Here is a 17,205-nt window from a genome sequence, read left to right as displayed (position 1 = left end):
GTCGTCCGCTCGAGGTCTGCAGGGATGGCGCAGTGATCGTGACGCCCAACGCAGTTTTCGAAGAACGGTTCAGCGCGGCCGAGCTGACCCCGCGCCGGGGTAAAAACACCGCCGCTGCCAGCCCAGACAAAGACCTGCACCTGACTATTACCAACCCGGACGTCGCGGTGCCGTCATCAATGCCGCGCATGATCGAGGTGACTAGGCCGCCGAGCGCGCCGAGGAGAGCGGGCATCCCGCGGAGGTGACTTATCCGTTCCTGGACCTCAGATGTCGATGTGTGCAGCCTCCGGTCTGGATAAAGGATCCATAGATGAGACAGCAGACACCGAGTGTTCGGGGGTGTGAATCGCAGAGATAAATGGCGGACTTTTCCCTTCGCTAAATATCACCCCTGGTGTGGTCCGCTAAGGGACTGAATTGTGTCGTCGGCGCGTTTGATAGCGCGACGCGGACTCGCCTGGCTGATCGGCGGCGACGCCAATGACGTCCCGTAGAGGGTTCGGCTTGCGGAACGATTTGATGCAGGCGACGCGAAGCCCCGCTGCACTAGCCCAGAATGACGCGACCTGGTCACCGGATGCGCACCGAGGGCACATCCGGAGACCAGGTCGCTCAGCCCCTCCAGCCTCGTCCTGGGCACCCACTGGCTTTGGCGATTTGTTGGGCGCCCTGGCGGGTCATCGGGTCGCGTGCTCCACGCCCGGAACTTGTGCTCACGGTTCGACCGGGGCGCGGTCGCGGGCCTCGTAGTAGGCGAACGCCCCAACTAACACAATCGCCGGTGTTCCTGGCCTCCCCGACTTGAGGAGGCACGATCATCCGCTCCGGCAGTCGGTAGAGGGACGCGCGGTTGTCCGGGACGATACTTGAGCGGTGTTCCCAAGAACTCCACGATGCGCCGGTCGACCAGATCGTGGCGCGAGACCGGTAGGTCGTGACCTGCCCGTGGGACGAGCTCGCCGGTGAAGTTGGGGATTAGCCGCTTGGCCCGTTCCATCGACGCCCTGGGATCGACGACAACCTCTTCCTCCCCGATCATCAGGAGGGTTGGTCTCTGCATCGCCTGCAGCTCGTCGTCAGGGAACGCCTTCGGCCGGCCCTGCATCGCCACGTCAAGGGTGTGCTTGATCCGCCATGAGCGGAAGAGCTGGTGCATCTGGTCGTCCACGAGGTCGAACATCCCTCGCGTCCGAGGATCGCGGAGGTTGTCCGAGTAGGTCAGCCAGTCCATGAACAGCCGACGCAGCAGGCGCTCGGGCAGGAACGGCAGCGTCATCGAAGGCAGGCCGCGCAGGTAGAACTGCGGACGGGTGGGCACGAATGTGTCGCCGGGCGAGATCAGTACCAGCCGATCGACACGGTCTGGGTTGAGGATTGCGAAGTTCAGGGACAGCCAGCATCCGTAAGACATGCCGACGAGCGTGACCGTGGGGAGGTCGAGAGCGTCGAGCACCTCGCTCATCCACGCCGCGCAGCCCTGTCTGTTCTTCATCGGCTGGGCCGGAACACTCTTGCCGCCCTGATCGATGACATCGACGGCATACACGCGGTGGTGCTCGCTCAAGTCGGCGACGTTCGGCGCCCACATGGCCGAGCTGCAGAAGGAGGCGTGCACGAGCAGGAGGGGCGGAGCGCCGGAAGGCCCGCTCACGTTCACGTGCGTGCGGCCGTAGGTGCCGCTGACGTCGATTGGATCGTAGGGGATAGGCCAAAGTCGCATGGTCTTCTCGTAGGCCGCCATGTACCTGGCTTCGCCCCTGGCGGTTCTCCAGGGTGATAGGGACCTGGTCATCGCTTGGTCCTCCTCCTCGCGACGACCATGGGCTCTACAGTGACGTCATGGATCACCGGGCCCCGCCTGGACATGGCCAGTGCGTTCGTCGCGCCGTTGCCTTCAGTCAACGCCGCCGGTCTTCTTGCCGGTAGGGCCGAAGTACCTGGCCATTCAACATTTCGCCGACGGGCGCGAGATTCTGGCACAGGATGCGGGATCGTTGTCAGGCCATGCTGACCGGTACCCGATGGTGCGTCCTTCCGCCGCCAGCCGGTGCGGATCCGCCCGATCGGCCGATGAGCAGTCGGGGCTGCGGGCGACGCGCTGCCAGGTGGGTCGACAATGGCCTATGGAGTCGAGCGGGAATCTGGAGATCGGGACCGAGCGAGGAATGATGCCGGTCTCCTGCTCCGTTCCAGCCGTCCCACCCCCGTGGCCGGGCGTGGTAGTGATTCACGATTTCACCGGGATGAGCCACGACCTTCGCGCCCAGGCCGATTGGTTGGCGAGCGAGGGCTTCTTGGCCGTGGCCCCCGACCTCTACTACTGGGGGAGCCGTCTCGGCTGTCTTCGCACCATCATGCGCGACCTGGGCCAACGCCGGGGCCGGTCCTTCGACGACATTTGAAACGGCCCGGCGCTGGCTGCGAGACCACAGTGAATGCACGGGAGCCATCGGAGTCATCGGGTTCTGCATGGGCGGGGGTATGCGATGGCGTTGGCCGCGAACCGTTCGCCAGTGCCAGCGTGAATCACGGCAGGCGTCCGTCCGACGCGGAGGAGTGGCTGCCGGACGCCTGCCCGATCGTCGGGAGCTTCGGTGGCTCAGACAACTCACCATTAGGCGGTCCCGCCGGCCGACGTCTGGGCCGCCTCCTGACCGAGTTCGAGGTTCCCCTCAGGTTGCCGGTCAGGTTACGATGAGCACCCCGTTCCGGCTCGTTCACTGCATAGCTGTCGAAGGAGTCATAGACCACTCCCAGCACCTGCCGGGTCCAGCTGACCCACCGCGGCCGCGTGCCGGAAGAAGCTGCGCACTGCAGCCATGATCGCATTCACCCGCGCCGGGATACGAAAGACGGTCATCGCGCTATTCGCCATGGCGTTCCTTTTCGCAATCATCGCTGGAGCGTTGGGTGCGTTCATCAATAAGACCGCGTCTGCCATTTAGGAGAGAGTCATGACGCCGTGACCTTCTACGGCCCCGTCGGGCCGTTGTCTGGGAAGACGACTCTGACCGTCGTCGTATGGCTGCTGTGCTGGGTGGCTCTCCACTTGGCCTTACGGAAGAGGGAAGTCGAGGGACGAAGAGTAGTGACTGCATCGCTTGTTCTGATCGGGCTCGGACTCGGACTCGTCGGCACGTTCCCGATGTTCTTCCAAGCCTTCTCCCCGGTGAAGTGATCCCGGAACCGGCCGGAGAAGGGGTGGCGTTCCGTGTCCGCCCCGGGTCTTCACCGCCGGGGGCGCCACCGCCCATCGCGGCGGCATTGTCGCTTGTGACGACGACGCGTCGGTTCTCGTGAGGTCTTTCGACCCTATAGGACTAGGCAAGGGAAGCACATGCTGGTAGGAGAGACTCCTCGCCCGGAGAGCGTCAACTGCCCCAAGATCCCCCGCAAGTATCGTCTTGCATCTGTCGCTGCCGATGTCTTCAAGCCCAAACAAAGGGAGCCCGGTGATTTCCGAGGAGGGAGATTCGTCATGCGTGAACTTCGATATGGTGGTCAGGGTTCGGTGCCGAGTTCCGCCCCTCCTGCCGGGTTGCTCCGAGCCATAGGGCGCTTCGTCCTTCACTTCATCCAGATGTGCCTGGTGATGTGCGCGGGCGCGGTTCTCCTGGGTCTCCTGTTCTTCGGTTCCGCTGCCCTGCTGGGCTACAGCAACCTGGATCAGCGGGCGCCTGAGCTTACGGTGCTGGTCATCGCGATCAGCCTGTCCCTCCCGATGCTGGCCTGGATGCGCTTCATCATGGGCATGGCTTGGCGCCCAACGCTGGAGATGGCCGGCTCAACGATGGTCGCCGGGCTTCTGCTGATCGTGGCGTACCGGCTCGACCTCGTGGCCAGGAGCGAGCTGATCCCACTGCAGACCGGACTGCTTGCCTGCCCCCTCATGCTCCTGGTCATGCTGTTCCGCTTCCCTCTCTACTCGATGAGTCACAGGCACCATCAACCGCATGCCATGGGCGTATGAACAAATTCTGTGTGCCGGCGCCCCTGACTTATGACCTATCCCTCCGGCTGCTGGGAGATGCTGTGGACCCGGGCGGACGGCTTCGAGGGTGACGGGGAATCTTCGGCCCTGTCAGTTGCTTGGGCGGGGAGGTTCGTTGGCTGTGATGGATGGAGCAGGAACGTGACTGTGATGAATGGGACACCCCGCCTGGAGCGTTTGACGACATCGGACCGCTTTCTGCTTCTGTGGGACGACTTAGGCTGGTCTGCGGATATAGGCGCCATTGCCGTACTGGACGGCGCGGAGCTGCTGGACTCGGATGGTGTCGTCCGGATCGAGGCCGTCCGCCGATGGCTGGAACCAAGACTGCATCGAATCCCTCACGCCCGACAGCTGCTGCACCGACCCAGGTGGTGGCTGGGCGGGCCCCTGTGGATCGACGCGCCGTCGCTTGACCTCGCTCAGCAGGTCCGAGTGCATCCTGTCGGTCCTCCGGGCGACGAACCACAGCTCTTGCGGGCCTGCGCGGAGCTGGCGGGCCGACGGCTGGACCCAGGACGGCCGCTGTGGGAGATGTGGCTGCTGCCCGGGTTGCCGCAGGGACGCATCGGCATGTTCTTGCGGTTGCACCATGTCGTGGCGGACGGCGCGGCAGCGGTCGCCGCGTTTGGATCGCTGCTGGAAAGCACGGTTGATGCGCCCGACCCTGCCGCGCCTTCATGGACACCGACGCCAGTGCCGACCGTGGGCCAGCTTCTCCGCGATAACCTGCGGCGGCACGCCCACCGGCTCGGCCGGGGGCTGGCCGGCGTGGCTCATGCGAAAGACACGCTTCGCCGAACGCGCCGTGCCTGGCCGGCATGGCGGGAGCTCCTTGCCGAACAGCGCGCACCCCGCACCAGCCTCAACCGCCCTGTGGGGGCCGACCGCCGGCTGGCCATTCTTCGCAGCCGCTTGGAACCCATCATCCAGATCGCCCATGCCCATGACGCCAAGGTCAACGACGTCGTTCTGGCCGCCGTCACCGGCGGCCTGCGCGAACTCCTGGCAGGCCGCGGAGAACGCGTCGAATGGCTGGTGCTGCGAGCCATGGTGCCAGTGTCGCTTCTCCGAGAGCAGCACAGCCAGGAAGGAGGAGGCAACCAGGACGGGTGGATGGTGGTGCCACTGCCGCTCGGGGAGCCCGACGCTGTTCGAAGACTGGACATGATCAAGGTGCAGACCTCCGCGCGCAAGCGAAAGGCCCGTCCACAGACAGGCAGCGGAATTTCCCGATCCATGCTCTTACAGCGTGCGTTCCTGCACGGCTTTGCACACCAGCGGTTCTTCAACACCTCCGTCACCAACGTCCCGGGACCGCCGGTACCGCTTTACCTTTCCGGGGCGCAGCTGCTCGAGTTGTTCCCGGTGGTGTCACTGATGGGCAATCTCGCCCTTGCTGTGGCTGTCTTCTCCTACAACGGTCAGCTCAACCTCACGGCGATCGCGGACCAGAACGCCTGCCCGGACGTGGACACGTTCATCCGGGGTACACGGACTGCCCTCGATGACCTGGCCCAGTCCCTGTCCGTGCGTGGAATCTGAAACCTCAAACGGGCACGGATGGGATGGGCGGAGTCCGGCGGCCTGATGGACGATGATCCGCCAAGGCCCGTGCGGGTCCGGCGAGCAGCCGTCGCCCTGCTTTTCGATGCGACGGGTCGTTCGGTACTGGCCCGGGCCTCCGCTCAGCCGCGATCCTGGGTTCAGGACGCAGAAACATGTTAACTCTTAGGCCCTACCTCGGCGGCTGCGGCCAGCAAGGATGAAATCACGCATTACTCATAGGCACGAGAGGTTGAACCATGTTCACTCTTCGCACCCTTGGGGGGGATCGCACTGCTGATGGCCGGAAGTAGCTGGCTCTGGCTCACTCCGACTTTCGCTACTCGCGGCCAGGACACCTCCGGGGCCTTGTGGAACATCACGATGGTTCTTTCCCTGCTGACCGTCCTCGGCTTCTGCGTCGCGACCTGGGGATTGTTCGCCCGATGGGGCTGGTGGGAATACGCTGCTCTCGCCTCCGCTGGACTTGGGCTTCTTGCCCTCTTGCCCTACTGGTTTGCCGCGGTAGGCGCCGGCGAGACAATCGGAACGACCGCGTGGAATGCTTTCGTGCACGTACTGGATGGTCGGACTCGTGGCGGCGCTGCTGCTCGTGCCGCCGCTGGAACGTTGGGTCGACCAACAGGTCATGGGTCAAGGGAGGAGTCGAGCGAGATGAATATTGCCCCCACGCGGTGTCTGGCATAGACCCGTCGCCATCTAATAGAAATGCTTAGTCCTGGTTCGCCGGGCAGGCCGGAAGTTCGCGACTCCCAGCGGAACAGGCAACTAGCCTATGAAATTCGGGTCCTTTCGGCCTTGCCGGAGGGCGCCAGAGGCAGCGACTCAAGGTTCGTATTAAGTAGGGCACCGCAACGTTTGAGCAGGACCTGGACCCCCAAGCGAGCCGCGCGTTACGTAGTTAAATGACCGCTATTAGGAATCACATTTGTGGCCGGCGTACCAGCAGCCGGTAACGAGCCCCTCCAGCTCATGTCTTGAAAACTACAAGCTTTCAAGACACTGTTCTGGGCCTGAGGAGGGGTTGGCGGCCGGCTGAGAAAGCCGGGCACCCCGTTGTCTTGCAAACACGTCTCACCATAGATTGTCTCGGCGGGGGCCCGTGACGGACTTTTTGAGTCAGAATGGCGTAATGAGGCATTTGGGTTATACGCGGGTTAGTACTTCGAGCCATGATGCCCAGCTGCAGCTCGACGCACTCTCCTCCGCCGGCGTGCAGAAGCGCGACGTTTTTGCCGATGTGACCTCGGGAAGTAGGACGGCGATCGAGCGCCCTGGGATGAAGAGGCTCCTCGATACGCAGAGGAGGGCGACAATGTCGTTGTGTGGCGGGTCGATCGGCTGGGCCAATCATTGATCGATGTGCTGAACACCGTCAACCTGCTGAGGGAACGCGGCGTCCAGGTCCGATCCATCTCAGACGGCATCGACCCGGCAACCTCGACGGGTCGGCTGATGCTGAACATGCTCGCCACGTTGGCCGAGTATGAGCGCGAGTTGATTGTCGAGCGTGTCAATGCCGGCATCGCCGCTGCCAGGCAGAACGGAACACGCTTTGGCCGGCCGCTGACGGATCCGCTTGTCATTGCGGACAAGCTAGCGATCGCGCAGGATGCCCGGGCGAAGGGACGCACGGCGGAGGACGCGGCCCGCCTCGTGGGCTGGAGTCGGGCGACTCTTTACCGCCACCAGCAAGCCCTCGCCGCGCGCGAGGGCATCACGATGTAGGTGTTCCTGACCGGCGAAGAGCGCTGGAGAGTCCTTCGACTTCACGTCGAGGACCAGATTCCCCTTGCCGCCCTCGCCCGTGAAACCGGGTCAGCACCCGTACTCTTCAACGTTGGCTTCGGCTCTACCGGGCTGGTGGTGCAAGTGCTCTCGACCTGGGACCGCGCGCCGATGCCGGCACGCGGCGCATAGACCCAGGAATAGTTAGGTTTATCGAGGGACTTGCACTGACGAAGCCCCGCCCGAGCATGGCAACGCTGCACAGACTCGCCGCGGCCGAAGCGGGCAGAAGAGGTGCGCTGGCGCCGAGCTACTCCGTTGTCCGCGAGATCGTCCAGGCACTCGACCCTGCCCTGGTGACCCTGGCTCTCGAGGGTCCTGCATCCTATCGGGACCGGCATGAACTTGTCCTTCGCCGCCGCGCCGACCGGCCCAACCAGATATGGCAAGCGGACCACACCCAACTCGACATCCTGATTAGCGGCGCCACCGGGAAACCTGACCGGCCATGGCTGACGACAGTGATGGACGATTACTCCCGGGCGCTCTGGGGCTACACCGTCTTCACCGGTGCACCATCAGCACTGAACACAGCCCTGGCACTCCGCCAGGCGATCTGGCGCAAGAGCGACCCCAGCTGGGCAATGTGCGGGCTGCCCGACATCCTGCACGTGGATCACGGCTCCGACTTCACCAGCCACCACCTCGACCGCACCGCCATCGAGCTGCACGTCCGCATCATCCACTCGACCATCGGCCGTCCCCAGGGCAGAGGAAAGATCGAACGGTTCTTCGGGACCATCAACACCGAAGTTCTCTCCACCCTCCCCGGACACCTTGGACCGCGGAACAGGAAACCACGCCCCGCGCTCGATCTCCCGGGACTGGACCGCGCCATCGGAAGTTTCGTCGCCGCTTACAACGACCGGCCCCACAGCGAACTTGGTGTTTCACCACGGGATGCTTGGGTCGCGGACGGTTGGCTTCCCCGGATGCCCGAATCCCTGGAGGACCTCGACGGACTCCTCCTGACAGTTCCAAAGAACCGGACCGTGCAACGCGACGGCATCCACTTTCAAGGCCAGCGCTACCTCTCGCCCACGCTGGCGCCCTTCGTGGGGCAAACCGTCACCATCCGATACGACCCGCGGGACGTATCCGAGATCCGCGTCTATGACCACGACACCTTCGTCTGCGTCGCCATTGACGAGGATCACCCCAACCTTCGTTTGAGCCTGCGTGACATCGAGGTCGCACGCAGAGCGCGCCGAAGAGAATTGTGCCGCACCATCAACGACCGCATTCCATCAGTCACCAGCCGTGAAGAACCGCACATCACTGAACCAGTACGGCGCCGGCGCCGACTGCGCACCTACGAAGAGGACTAATGATGAATCCAACCTTCATCGTCACCAAGGAACACCGACGCTTCAACGAGTTCGCCAACGCAGTCCGAAAAGAACGAACAATAGGGATCTGCCACGGGGACGCCGGGGTGGGCAAAACACTCTCCGCGCGCCGCTACGCAAACTGGGATGACCTTGAGCCCTACATCACTGTGTGGGGACCACGCGGCGACCAGGACGAGAAGCACTACGCACTCGCCAACAGCTCCCGGACCGTCTTCTACACCCCGGACGTTCTTTGCCGTCCCAAAACCCTCATGGAGGATATACACCGGTACCAGGTGAGAATCGGCTCGTGCATTGACGAACACCTGCACAAGCTCGATGCCGGACCACGCTCGATGAACAGAGTCACCACGCTCGTGGAGCTGCTAATAATCGACGAAGCCGAACGGCTTAACGCGACAGCCCTTGAACTCCTCCGTGATAACCACGATCGAACCCACCTGCCGATGATCCTCATCGGCATGCCCGGCATAGATCAACGATTCCGGCACTACCCCCAGCTATACAGCCGCCTCGGCCTCTCCCACCGATACCGCTCCCTCGGCAGAGACGAGCTCCTCTTCGTTCTGGACCGACACTGGAAACGCCTCGGACGGACCCTCGACCCGGACGACTTCACCGACGCCCAGGCAATCGCCGCAGTAGAACGCATCACCCGAGGCAACTTCCGGCTCCTTGAACGGCTATTCCCACAGTCACACGCGTCCTAAAAATCAACCAACTCGAAACAATCACCGACGACGTCGTAGAAGCAGCAGCCAGCATCCTCGTCATCGGCAACTAGCGACACAGAGCGAACACTAAAAGCCGCCACCTAACGCCAACATCCACAGTTCGGGGGGAGTAATCCACGCCAATGCTGGATACAGCGATCCAAGTAAAGGTTAGAAGACATAGCTACGAGAATCACCGGCCTCAAACGAACCCATACGACTCGACGACAATTAAGGCCAAGCCAGCATCATGCTCGTTTAGCCGGCGAGACGTCTCATATCCAAGGGCTTCGAGAGCCGGAGTCGGCCGCGAACGACTTTTCGTGGGCCGACCCATGACTAGCCGACCCGCGGCAGTGTCCCCCTACTTGAGTTGGGAGAACGCGTGCTGCAGGACATCCTCGACGGCCGCGACGTGGCAGTCGATCAGCTCAGGCCCAGCGCAGTCCGTTCCCCCGGCATAGTTTCGCAGTTGTGCCGGCAGAACCCCTCCACGGTCAGCCGACGGGGTTCTCCAAGACGCGCACTCCGACAGCAGCCCGGATACCGGCGTGGACAAGGGGGAGTTTATACCCCTTCGTGGGTGAGCGAGGGTGTCCGCCAATTAGGCTCAAGGAGCGGGACAGCAGTTCCTGAACATCAGTGCGCAAGGGGGGAAACGCATGGACACCAATCACCAGCTGGACCAGGAGAAGCAACAGAACAGCCAGACGAGCACCGTCGGGCGGGGCACTTCCATCCTCGGAGGTGTTTTCACCGCCGCATGGGTCATTGCAGGGGTAGCCGTACTGGCCACGATTGCGTGCCTGCTCACCGTTCCAATGCTGGGGCCCGCTCCGGGTAACCCGTGGGCGGCCTCCATTCTGTACCTGCTGGCGCCCGGTCTGCTGATTCCTTTCTCGCTGTTCATGATTTCCCGGGCCGGTACCTATTGGCTTGACGAGAAGGGGGAATGGTTTCGGCCAGCCGGCACTGAGCTGGCGGCACGGATTGGTATCTCGCTGGCGTTTGTCATGGTGGGCCTTGCCGCGTGTATTGCTGGCTTGGCCCCGTTCGAAGACTTCATGCCCGGGAGTTGGGACAAAACCGGGGACCTATTTGTGGGAGCATTCGCGGCACTGTTCTTCCTCGCGATCCTGATCTCGGCGGTGGCGGGGGCGGCGATCGTTGCCGGCTGGAAGGGAATTCCGGGTGCCCTGTTGCTTGCCGCCGGGTTCGGTTCCATCTGCACTTACGCGCTCACCGATGAGAACGCCTGGGAGATTGCTGCCTACACCCTGCTGGCGGCATCGTTGGCATGGTTCTATGCGGTCGGCATCGAAACCGGATGGCTCCCGGACTTTCACCGCGCGGTGCTGGGTCACTGGCTGACCGGGGTGCTGGCCGCGGCCGCGGTTGCCTCCGTGGTCTGGGCGGGAGTTGGGTTCTTTGCCATGGCCGGACTGTGTGTCCTCGCAGCCTGGATACCGTTGCAGCTGCCCAAGACCAGCGGTGTGTCCCGGTCTGCGCCTGAAAAGCGTCGACCGATAAAATCTGCCCGCGAGGATCAAGAACGCAAGCAGCGCGCCTCCCGGCGGTACGAGAAAAAGCAGCGTTTCAGTCAGCAGAGAACACGCCGTCAGCGCTCCTAGGACCACCAGCTTCTCTAGGTCCTTGACACCCTTCCCCGCTCGGGAATGTCGAGGCTGCTCGGGACCCCGTGGCGTCCCTTCAGCTTGCAACCAGTCACGGGTTCCAACGCCTGCGCGGGGATGCTGGCCGCCGGCTCAATGGCCGGGGCGCATCCGATCACGTGCGCAATTCAGCACGGCGGACAGGTCCAGCCCATAGGTCGGCCCTTCGCCGGAACCGTATTCCTCGAGCCGGGCCGCGCCCCGCTCGAAGAGACGGAGCGCGCCAACGCTGTTCCCCCGGGCGGCGTGGGTGAGCGCGACGCAGATCTGGGCGAGGCCCTGCCAGAGGTGACGTTCTTCGGCCGGCCCGGCTTTCCAACGGGCCTCAAGTACCTCATGGGCGGCGAAGGGCCGGCCGCCCTCCACCAGACTCCGGGCCGAGACCAACGTCTGCGCCGGCGGCAACGGCTCCTCCGAGACCGGCTCAACGCCGGCGCTTCCGTACGGCAGGGGGCGCCCAAGAGCGTCACGGGGCCGGGCCTGCCGCGGGCGCCTCAGAGCATCCCGATCCCTGTCACCGGTCATTGCAGTTTCCATCCTGAGCATCACGGACCTTACCGACTTTCATACGCCCAATGCTAAGGCCCGGCTCCTTCGAACACGTGCGATTATCGATTGGTACGGTCGGCCTCGCATCGCGAACCGAGTTCTGACAAGAGAAACGACATGCCGGCAGAGCGCTCGGTTCACTCCGAACGCGTCGAGCGCGGCAAGAACATTGCTGCGGTCCAGGTCCAGCTCCGGACCTCGCCGGACTGGCCCGTCCCGAACCAACGCACGGTCCACTGGCTGCCACCGCCGCTGAACTGTCCCGCACCGCCAGGCTCCGCGCGCCACGCCAGCACGGCAAGCCCGTGGCGCTGCCGGCCATCGCCGGGGCCGCCACGTTGTTCATGGCAGCCTCGAGCACAAACAAAACGGCAGCGCAGACCGCGATCATGGTGCAGCTGATCAACACCGCGTTTGCGGTGTACGAAATGCACGCCCAAATCAGGGTGGGCCCGGGAAGCTCAGCGTATCCGGGCTGTGGTGGAGAACGTGCTGGCCCCGTTTACTGCAACGATGCCCAAGCCCGTGCCCAATGCAAAGGTACCGCCATGGTTTCCTGCGACTCATGCTATGGACTGACAGCGCGACAGCGCAGTAAGATGCGGGCACGACCTTCCGCCCTTCGGGGTCCTTGATCCTGGAAGTTGTGGGCCGGTTCCGGACTCAGCCGGAACGCGGATCAAAGGAATAGCCATGTCGATGGAACCGTCCCAGCCAGTGCGAGCTGGCAGCCGCCCTCCCGCAGAACCGGTAGGCAGCGAACGTTCCGGCGACGCCGTTACTGGGGTACGCCGGCAGGCGCCGGACATTATCGATGCCGTGCTCTCAGCCCCGGCGCCTGAGGAGGCCGGAACCAGAGATCGGCTCAATGAAGTTGTTGCCGCCCACCCCAGACACCCGGAAACAGCGCCGGCGGAGCACCTCATGGCCATCAGGTCCCCCTTACGGGGCTCCCGGGCGGCACTTCGATGGCGTTCGCTCCGGCGGTCGAGCCCGCCATTGAGCCGCAGGCCGAAACCCCGGCACCGGAGGAGCGCGCCTCCCGGATTCAGGCAGTCCTCAAGGGCAGGTTGCTGCTGACCGCTTTCCAGCCCATCTATGAGCTATCCAATGGCTCCGTTGGCGGTGTCGAAGCATTCACCCGGTTCGCCACAGACGGGGGAGACGGCGCGGACTACTGGTTCGCGGAGGCTGCAGAGGCCCGGCTGGGAAGCGAACTTGAATTCGTGGCCCTGGAGTCCGCGCTCGCCTCCGCCCAACACCTCCCGTCCCACCTGTATGTGGCGCTTAAACTGTCCCCCGCCACCTGCCTGGACCCACTGCTGCCGGGGTTGCTGGCGGAATCCTTTCTCGCCCCGAACCGAGTGGTCCTTGAACTCACCGAAGCCCTGACGGAAGAGCAACCCGCCGCCCTGGCCGCAGCCCTAACATCCTTGCGACAAAGCGGAGTCCGGCTCGCGGTCGACCATACCGGCTCGTACGTCAATTCAATCCGCCATATCAGGGAGCTCAAGCCAGACATCATCAAACTGGACCGGAACGTCATCGCCGGAATCGACACGGACATCCTGCGCCGCGCCTTCGCCGAGGCCATGGTTGGCTTCGCCGAACAGCTCGGAGCAGTGCTCATTGCTGAAGGCATTGAAACACATGACGAACTGGCAACCGTCGCTGGTCTTGGTGCGACAGCCGTGCAAGGCTACCTCCTGGATCGGCCCACCACACGCCCCCAGGACTGGGCCCGCTGGAACCATCCGAACCCGGCCAAAACCGGACCCGACATTTCTTCCCCAAACGCTTCGATCTGGTTCTGACCGCCACCCCGAATCCCATAATCCCGCCGGCAATCAGGCCCTCACACGCAACGCGATTCCTCAACCCCCGAACCGGAACATCAAACGCTACGGTGCCACGGCTGCTTTCGCCCGCTCCGTGCTCCTTCACTTCCCGGCGGAGAACATTCCCGCCGGTCATAGTGAATGCCGGGACCTGGCTCACATACCCATCGACTCGCCGGGCCGGAGGCCCGACAGGTCAAAGGAGGGGCTCGGTCTAAGTCCGCGACACTCGACGCGGTTCGAAACACCGCTGCGAGCCCCGGGGAGTGGTCTCTTGCGAACGCCGCGCCAGTGGTCCGTCCAGGCCCGTAGCTAAGACCGGGCAAGAACGAAGATGGCCTTGTCGCTGGGCAGGCGGCGCCCGGTCAATCTGCGGTGGTGTGCACTTGCGCGGTGGTGCCCTCCACCTGTGGTGGGCGCCAGGAGCAGCGGTGACTGAAGAAGAGCACGTCCGTGAGGTAATGGCCGACGCCGTCGCCCTCTATTCCTGCTACCCGTCGACGTCATAGAACTCGCGTGCGAGTGCGGAACCATCTACGTGAATCTGGAGTACCAGTCCCGCATTGAGTCCAGCAGGAGTTGGAGGGTATGGGGGTGTCCGGACGTTGATGGTGTTCCTCGGCGCTGGTCTGGGACAACGATAGCGGTATCGGTCGGCGGAAGAGTTGCGCGGCCGGAGTTGCCCTGGGGCCAATCTGACGCTGAACTGTCTGAGGGGTAGCCACGGGGACAAAGCAGTAAGTAGGTTTATTATGTGGTTTTTGCAGCTGCGGAAGACCGGTCCCTTTGGAGAAGAGATTTGGTTGGAGGTGGAGTGCGTGGATGAACAGGAGCAGCGGCGGTTTGAACTCGCCGCGACGCTCGGGATAGACCCCCGGAAACTCTTGTCCGCTAGTTCCCGTTGGTCGACTTTCGAGTTAAATAGGTACCTGCATGGTTCCCCGGCCTGGTCGAAAGCTAAAGGGGGTCGTACTCCCGGGAAGAGGGGAGAACGGGCTACAGCCGGACGTCAGCCGGGAGTCTCACTTCGAGGAGAGGTGGGAAAGGCCGCCCTGACCCCGGTTAACCAGAAGCGGACGCGTCAGCATGCGGTGGCCGCGCTGGGAGCCTCCGGAAAGTTCCTGCTGACGCCCGAACAGGCAGAGGCGGAGCGCCTGAAGTCACTGCGCGAGACGAATCTGCTGGACAGCGGGCCGGAGGAACCATTTGACCGGATTGTAGGCGCGACCAGAAAGTTCTTTAACGTCGGCGCTGCATCATTGTCACTTATCGATGGCGACGTTCAGCACTTCAAGTCCGTCGTCGGGCCTCTCCGTGACGAGACTCCTCGGCAAATTGCGCTCTGCACAGCAACCGTGGAACGCAATACGATGCTGATCATCAATGACACGCTCACCGATGACCGCTTCGCATCCAACCCACTCGTCGTTGGAGACCCGCACATCCGCTTCTACGCCGGTTTTCCTTTGCACGGCCCCCGCGGCTGGAATATAGGCACCCTGTGCATCATCGACCAGAAACCCCGGTCCTTCCCCCCATCTGAACAACAGGTGCTCCGGATACTCGCGGCAATCGCACAGAGCTACATAGACATAAGGACCTAGCAGCCCTGAACGCCGCGCATAACCAGATGGAATGCTCCCGCCGCGTTACGGCAAGGGTGTAGGACGTCGCCGGGAGGCAGCAAGGGCTCCGCACCAAAACTGGTGCGGAGCCTCAACCATGTGTGCTCCCGGATGGCAGAGCCCCTGCTACGTCAAGGATCGCGATGGCAGCGGCGAGGCGTGGCCTATGGGGAACTATCCCGTACCGTCACCGCACCCAACAGAGGCTGTGCACGGCCACCGCTCACCACGGCGGATGTACGCACCGAGGTGACGTGGCGGTTGAGTGCAGATGGTCGGGTGGGTCGCGTCGTCCACCGTGTGCGCGGGAAAAGCAGCGGAGCGGGTGGGCTTTTTCCGTGCAAATGATGCTCCAATAGTCGCCAAATCATGCAGTGCCGTTCCCGGGGCGGTACTGCTTGCCTCTAGGGACGCTGTTTCAAGACGAGGCCGATGAAGGCAACGGATGGACGTCCCCACGCACTGGGCTCTACTAATTTGGGACGCTGTGCTGGCACAACCTTGGAAGAAGACCGGCTGACGCAGCGGCGGCAGGCTTTGCCCGACTCGGATGGCCTGATCCCCTCAACATATGAAATCATTTCAATGTCCTATGCAGTATGGACGCTGGGAGACCGGCGAGAGTCGGAACGAGACCTCGCCGCATAAATTGAGAGTAGTCATTGTGGAAGATCCACGAGTGACAGCGCGGGCAATGATCGGACATGGCGAAATTGACGTCAATCAACTCTGGCTGCGGTATTTTGCCAATGGTGGTAATGCATTGGCTTTCGAGTTCGAGTCGTTCCTCTATGGAGTTTGCGAGCCAACCACCTTGGACCTTGACCTTCTCGGCTTTGCGGTAGAAGAGCTTCAACTTCCAGGGAAACGGTCGTAGCCTGGGCTACTGATCGTTCGGCCCCGCGGGCCGGCCCAGGCGGGAACCGGGGGACAAAGGGATGGGCATGATGCTCGCAGAGTTCGCACTTGTGCGCTTAATCGTGTCTTAGGAGCTGGGGTTCAACTTACGGTGACCATGGGCTGTCCACGGCTGGGGGCAATTCGGGATATCCATGGCGGCCTACTGATTCCGGAACCCGAACAGCACCGCCTGCCCCGAAAATGTCCGGATACTCCAGGCAAGACAGCGAATAGAAGACGATGAGTCTGCCCTGCGCATCCGTCGGGAGTCCGCTATGCCGTGATGACATGCGTCGTGCTGACATGTTCAACTCCCGCCCATAATCAACTGTCGAACGTAGGACACCGCCGAACCCTGAAATGTGACAGGCAAGCCCTCCATCAGGCACCGGGCAGAAGTTCCTGACAAACGCTGCCCGCAGGAACCAGCAACCGGCGGGGACCTTCGATGGAAAACGAGGCGGCACCGTCACGCAGGTGAACGGGATGAGCGCCCGCCGAGTGCGGCACGCTCACCAGCATCAAAGCGATAATCGTCCTGATGGGTGAAAGGGAGGTGTTGACACACGCAACACCTTTGGCTTCGGACCGGGTCCTGGCTACCCCGCCTGCTGAACGTCTGGCGACCGCTGCAGGTGGGTGGCAAACCGATGCACGCCGCGTCGTGCTGGAATTTTGTATCGTCGAGGACTAGCGCAGACAGGTTATTTAGTCGGACTGCTTGTGCAGCGCTGCCCAGGCTTGGAAACCGCCGATAAGGTCGGTCGCACGGGTCAGCCCCAGCCGTTGCAGGGTGTGTGCAGCGAGGCTGGAGCTGTAGCCCTCATTGCAGACGACGACGATCCGCCGACCGGGGTCGTCAGCGATCGGCAGCCGGTGGGGACTGGAAGGATCGAGCCGCCACTCGAGAACGTTTCGGTCAATGACGACCGCTCCCGGAAGATCACCGTCGCGGTCCCGCTGATCGACCGGCCGTGTGTCAACAACGAGGGCGCCCGCAGCCATCTCCCGCTCAAGATCCGAGGGGTGAACACGCTCGAGCCCGATGCGGCTCTCAAGTAGTAATTCGTTGATCGTAAGAGCCCCAGGGGAATCGCCCGGATCCGCGCTTCGTGGGCGGATCCCAGCGCCGTCGTCGGGAATTTCGCGCTGCGTCACCGTTTTCCTCGCTTTGCCTGCTGATCGGGCGGTCGTCCCACCATGCAAC

General features: G+C 63.1%; 13 protein-coding genes and 2 pseudogenes. 12 read left to right on the top strand and 3 right to left on the bottom strand.

The window, feature by feature from the left end; all coding sequences use genetic code 11:
• Positions 1 to 769 precede the first annotated feature (769 nt).
• On the bottom strand, positions 770 to 1,744 hold the full coding sequence (locus QFZ57_RS15840) for an alpha/beta fold hydrolase (protein WP_306900896.1): 975 nt from the start codon (positions 1,742 to 1,744) through the stop codon (positions 770 to 772).
• Between the two features lie 475 nt (positions 1,745 to 2,219).
• Between QFZ57_RS15840 and QFZ57_RS15835 the strand changes: the two genes are divergently transcribed.
• The 9 genes and pseudogenes from QFZ57_RS15835 to QFZ57_RS15795 all read left to right on the top strand — a co-directional run bounded on the left by QFZ57_RS15835 (position 2,220) and on the right by QFZ57_RS15795 (position 11,044).
• Positions 2,220 to 2,405 (top strand): dienelactone hydrolase family protein, encoded by a 186-nt coding sequence (locus QFZ57_RS15835; RefSeq protein WP_306900895.1) that lies wholly within the window; start codon positions 2,220 to 2,222, stop codon positions 2,403 to 2,405.
• A 417-nt stretch (positions 2,406 to 2,822) separates the two neighbouring features.
• On the top strand, positions 2,823 to 2,948 hold the full coding sequence (locus QFZ57_RS15830; protein WP_306900894.1) for a hypothetical protein: 126 nt from the start codon (positions 2,823 to 2,825) through the stop codon (positions 2,946 to 2,948).
• A gap of 17 nt (positions 2,949 to 2,965) precedes the next feature.
• Entirely contained in the window at positions 2,966 to 3,181 is a 216-nt protein-coding gene (locus tag QFZ57_RS15825) for a hypothetical protein (protein WP_306900893.1), read from the top strand.
• Positions 3,182 to 3,481: 300 nt separating this feature from the next.
• Positions 3,482 to 3,973 (top strand): hypothetical protein, encoded by a 492-nt coding sequence (locus QFZ57_RS15820; protein ID WP_306900892.1) that lies wholly within the window; start codon positions 3,482 to 3,484, stop codon positions 3,971 to 3,973.
• A gap of 171 nt (positions 3,974 to 4,144) precedes the next feature.
• Entirely contained in the window at positions 4,145 to 5,539 is a 1,395-nt protein-coding gene (locus QFZ57_RS15815; protein WP_306901597.1) for a wax ester/triacylglycerol synthase family O-acyltransferase, read from the top strand.
• A gap of 1,153 nt (positions 5,540 to 6,692) precedes the next feature.
• Positions 6,693 to 7,288: pseudogene (locus tag QFZ57_RS15810) on the top strand (recombinase family protein).
• Between the two features lie 248 nt (positions 7,289 to 7,536).
• The gene (locus QFZ57_RS15805; RefSeq protein ID WP_306900891.1) at positions 7,537 to 8,676 is read left to right on the top strand and encodes a Mu transposase C-terminal domain-containing protein; all 1,140 of its coding nucleotides are present in this window, start codon (positions 7,537 to 7,539) and stop codon (positions 8,674 to 8,676) included.
• A 2-nt stretch (positions 8,677 to 8,678) separates the two neighbouring features.
• Positions 8,679 to 9,484 (top strand): annotated as a pseudogene (locus tag QFZ57_RS15800) (AAA family ATPase).
• A gap of 591 nt (positions 9,485 to 10,075) precedes the next feature.
• Positions 10,076 to 11,044, top strand: coding sequence for a hypothetical protein (locus QFZ57_RS15795; protein ID WP_306900890.1), 969 nt, complete (start codon positions 10,076 to 10,078; stop codon positions 11,042 to 11,044).
• Between the two features lie 135 nt (positions 11,045 to 11,179).
• On the opposite strand, the gene QFZ57_RS15790 is transcribed toward QFZ57_RS15795, so the two are convergent.
• Positions 11,180 to 11,623: a DUF309 domain-containing protein gene (locus tag QFZ57_RS15790; protein ID WP_306631278.1), complete on the bottom strand. Its 444-nt coding sequence runs from the start codon at positions 11,621 to 11,623 to the stop codon at positions 11,180 to 11,182.
• Positions 11,624 to 12,603: 980 nt separating this feature from the next.
• On the opposite strand from QFZ57_RS15790, the gene QFZ57_RS15785 reads away from it, so the two are divergent.
• The 3 genes from QFZ57_RS15785 (at position 12,604) to QFZ57_RS15775 (ending at position 15,975) form a co-directional block, all read left to right on the top strand.
• Positions 12,604 to 13,449 (top strand): EAL domain-containing protein, encoded by an 846-nt coding sequence (locus tag QFZ57_RS15785; RefSeq protein ID WP_306900889.1) that lies wholly within the window; start codon positions 12,604 to 12,606, stop codon positions 13,447 to 13,449.
• A gap of 1,061 nt (positions 13,450 to 14,510) precedes the next feature.
• Positions 14,511 to 15,077 (top strand): GAF domain-containing protein, encoded by a 567-nt coding sequence (locus QFZ57_RS15780; protein WP_306631275.1) that lies wholly within the window; start codon positions 14,511 to 14,513, stop codon positions 15,075 to 15,077.
• A gap of 592 nt (positions 15,078 to 15,669) precedes the next feature.
• Positions 15,670 to 15,975 (top strand): hypothetical protein, encoded by a 306-nt coding sequence (locus tag QFZ57_RS15775; RefSeq protein ID WP_306900888.1) that lies wholly within the window; start codon positions 15,670 to 15,672, stop codon positions 15,973 to 15,975.
• A 731-nt stretch (positions 15,976 to 16,706) separates the two neighbouring features.
• Here QFZ57_RS15775 and QFZ57_RS15770 read toward each other — a convergent pair.
• Positions 16,707 to 17,156, bottom strand: a complete 450-nt coding sequence (locus tag QFZ57_RS15770) for a rhodanese-like domain-containing protein (protein WP_306900887.1) — start codon at positions 17,154 to 17,156, stop codon at positions 16,707 to 16,709.
• Positions 17,157 to 17,205 lie beyond the last annotated feature (49 nt).

The organism is Arthrobacter sp. B1I2, from assembly GCF_030816485.1.
In the GTDB taxonomy this organism is placed as follows: domain Bacteria; phylum Actinomycetota; class Actinomycetes; order Actinomycetales; family Micrococcaceae; genus Arthrobacter.
This window is presented reverse-complemented; position numbering and strand designations above follow the sequence as displayed.

Excerpts from the sequence above, each read along its gene's own strand:
- QFZ57_RS15840 (WP_306900896.1), bottom strand. The coding sequence starts at position 1,744 with ATGGCGGCCTACGAGAAGACCATGCGACTTTGGCCTATCCCCTACGAT.
- QFZ57_RS15830 (WP_306900894.1), top strand. The coding sequence starts at position 2,823 with ATGATCGCATTCACCCGCGCCGGGATACGAAAGACGGTCATCGCGCTA.
- QFZ57_RS15820 (WP_306900892.1), top strand. The coding sequence starts at position 3,482 with ATGCGTGAACTTCGATATGGTGGTCAGGGTTCGGTGCCGAGTTCCGCC.
- QFZ57_RS15815 (WP_306901597.1), top strand. The coding sequence starts at position 4,145 with ATGAATGGGACACCCCGCCTGGAGCGTTTGACGACATCGGACCGCTTT.
- QFZ57_RS15805 (WP_306900891.1), top strand. The coding sequence starts at position 7,537 with ATGGCAACGCTGCACAGACTCGCCGCGGCCGAAGCGGGCAGAAGAGGT.
- QFZ57_RS15795 (WP_306900890.1), top strand. The coding sequence starts at position 10,076 with ATGGACACCAATCACCAGCTGGACCAGGAGAAGCAACAGAACAGCCAG.
- QFZ57_RS15790 (WP_306631278.1), bottom strand. The coding sequence starts at position 11,623 with ATGGAAACTGCAATGACCGGTGACAGGGATCGGGATGCTCTGAGGCGC.
- QFZ57_RS15785 (WP_306900889.1), top strand. The coding sequence starts at position 12,604 with ATGGCGTTCGCTCCGGCGGTCGAGCCCGCCATTGAGCCGCAGGCCGAA.
- QFZ57_RS15775 (WP_306900888.1), top strand. The coding sequence starts at position 15,670 with ATGAAATCATTTCAATGTCCTATGCAGTATGGACGCTGGGAGACCGGC.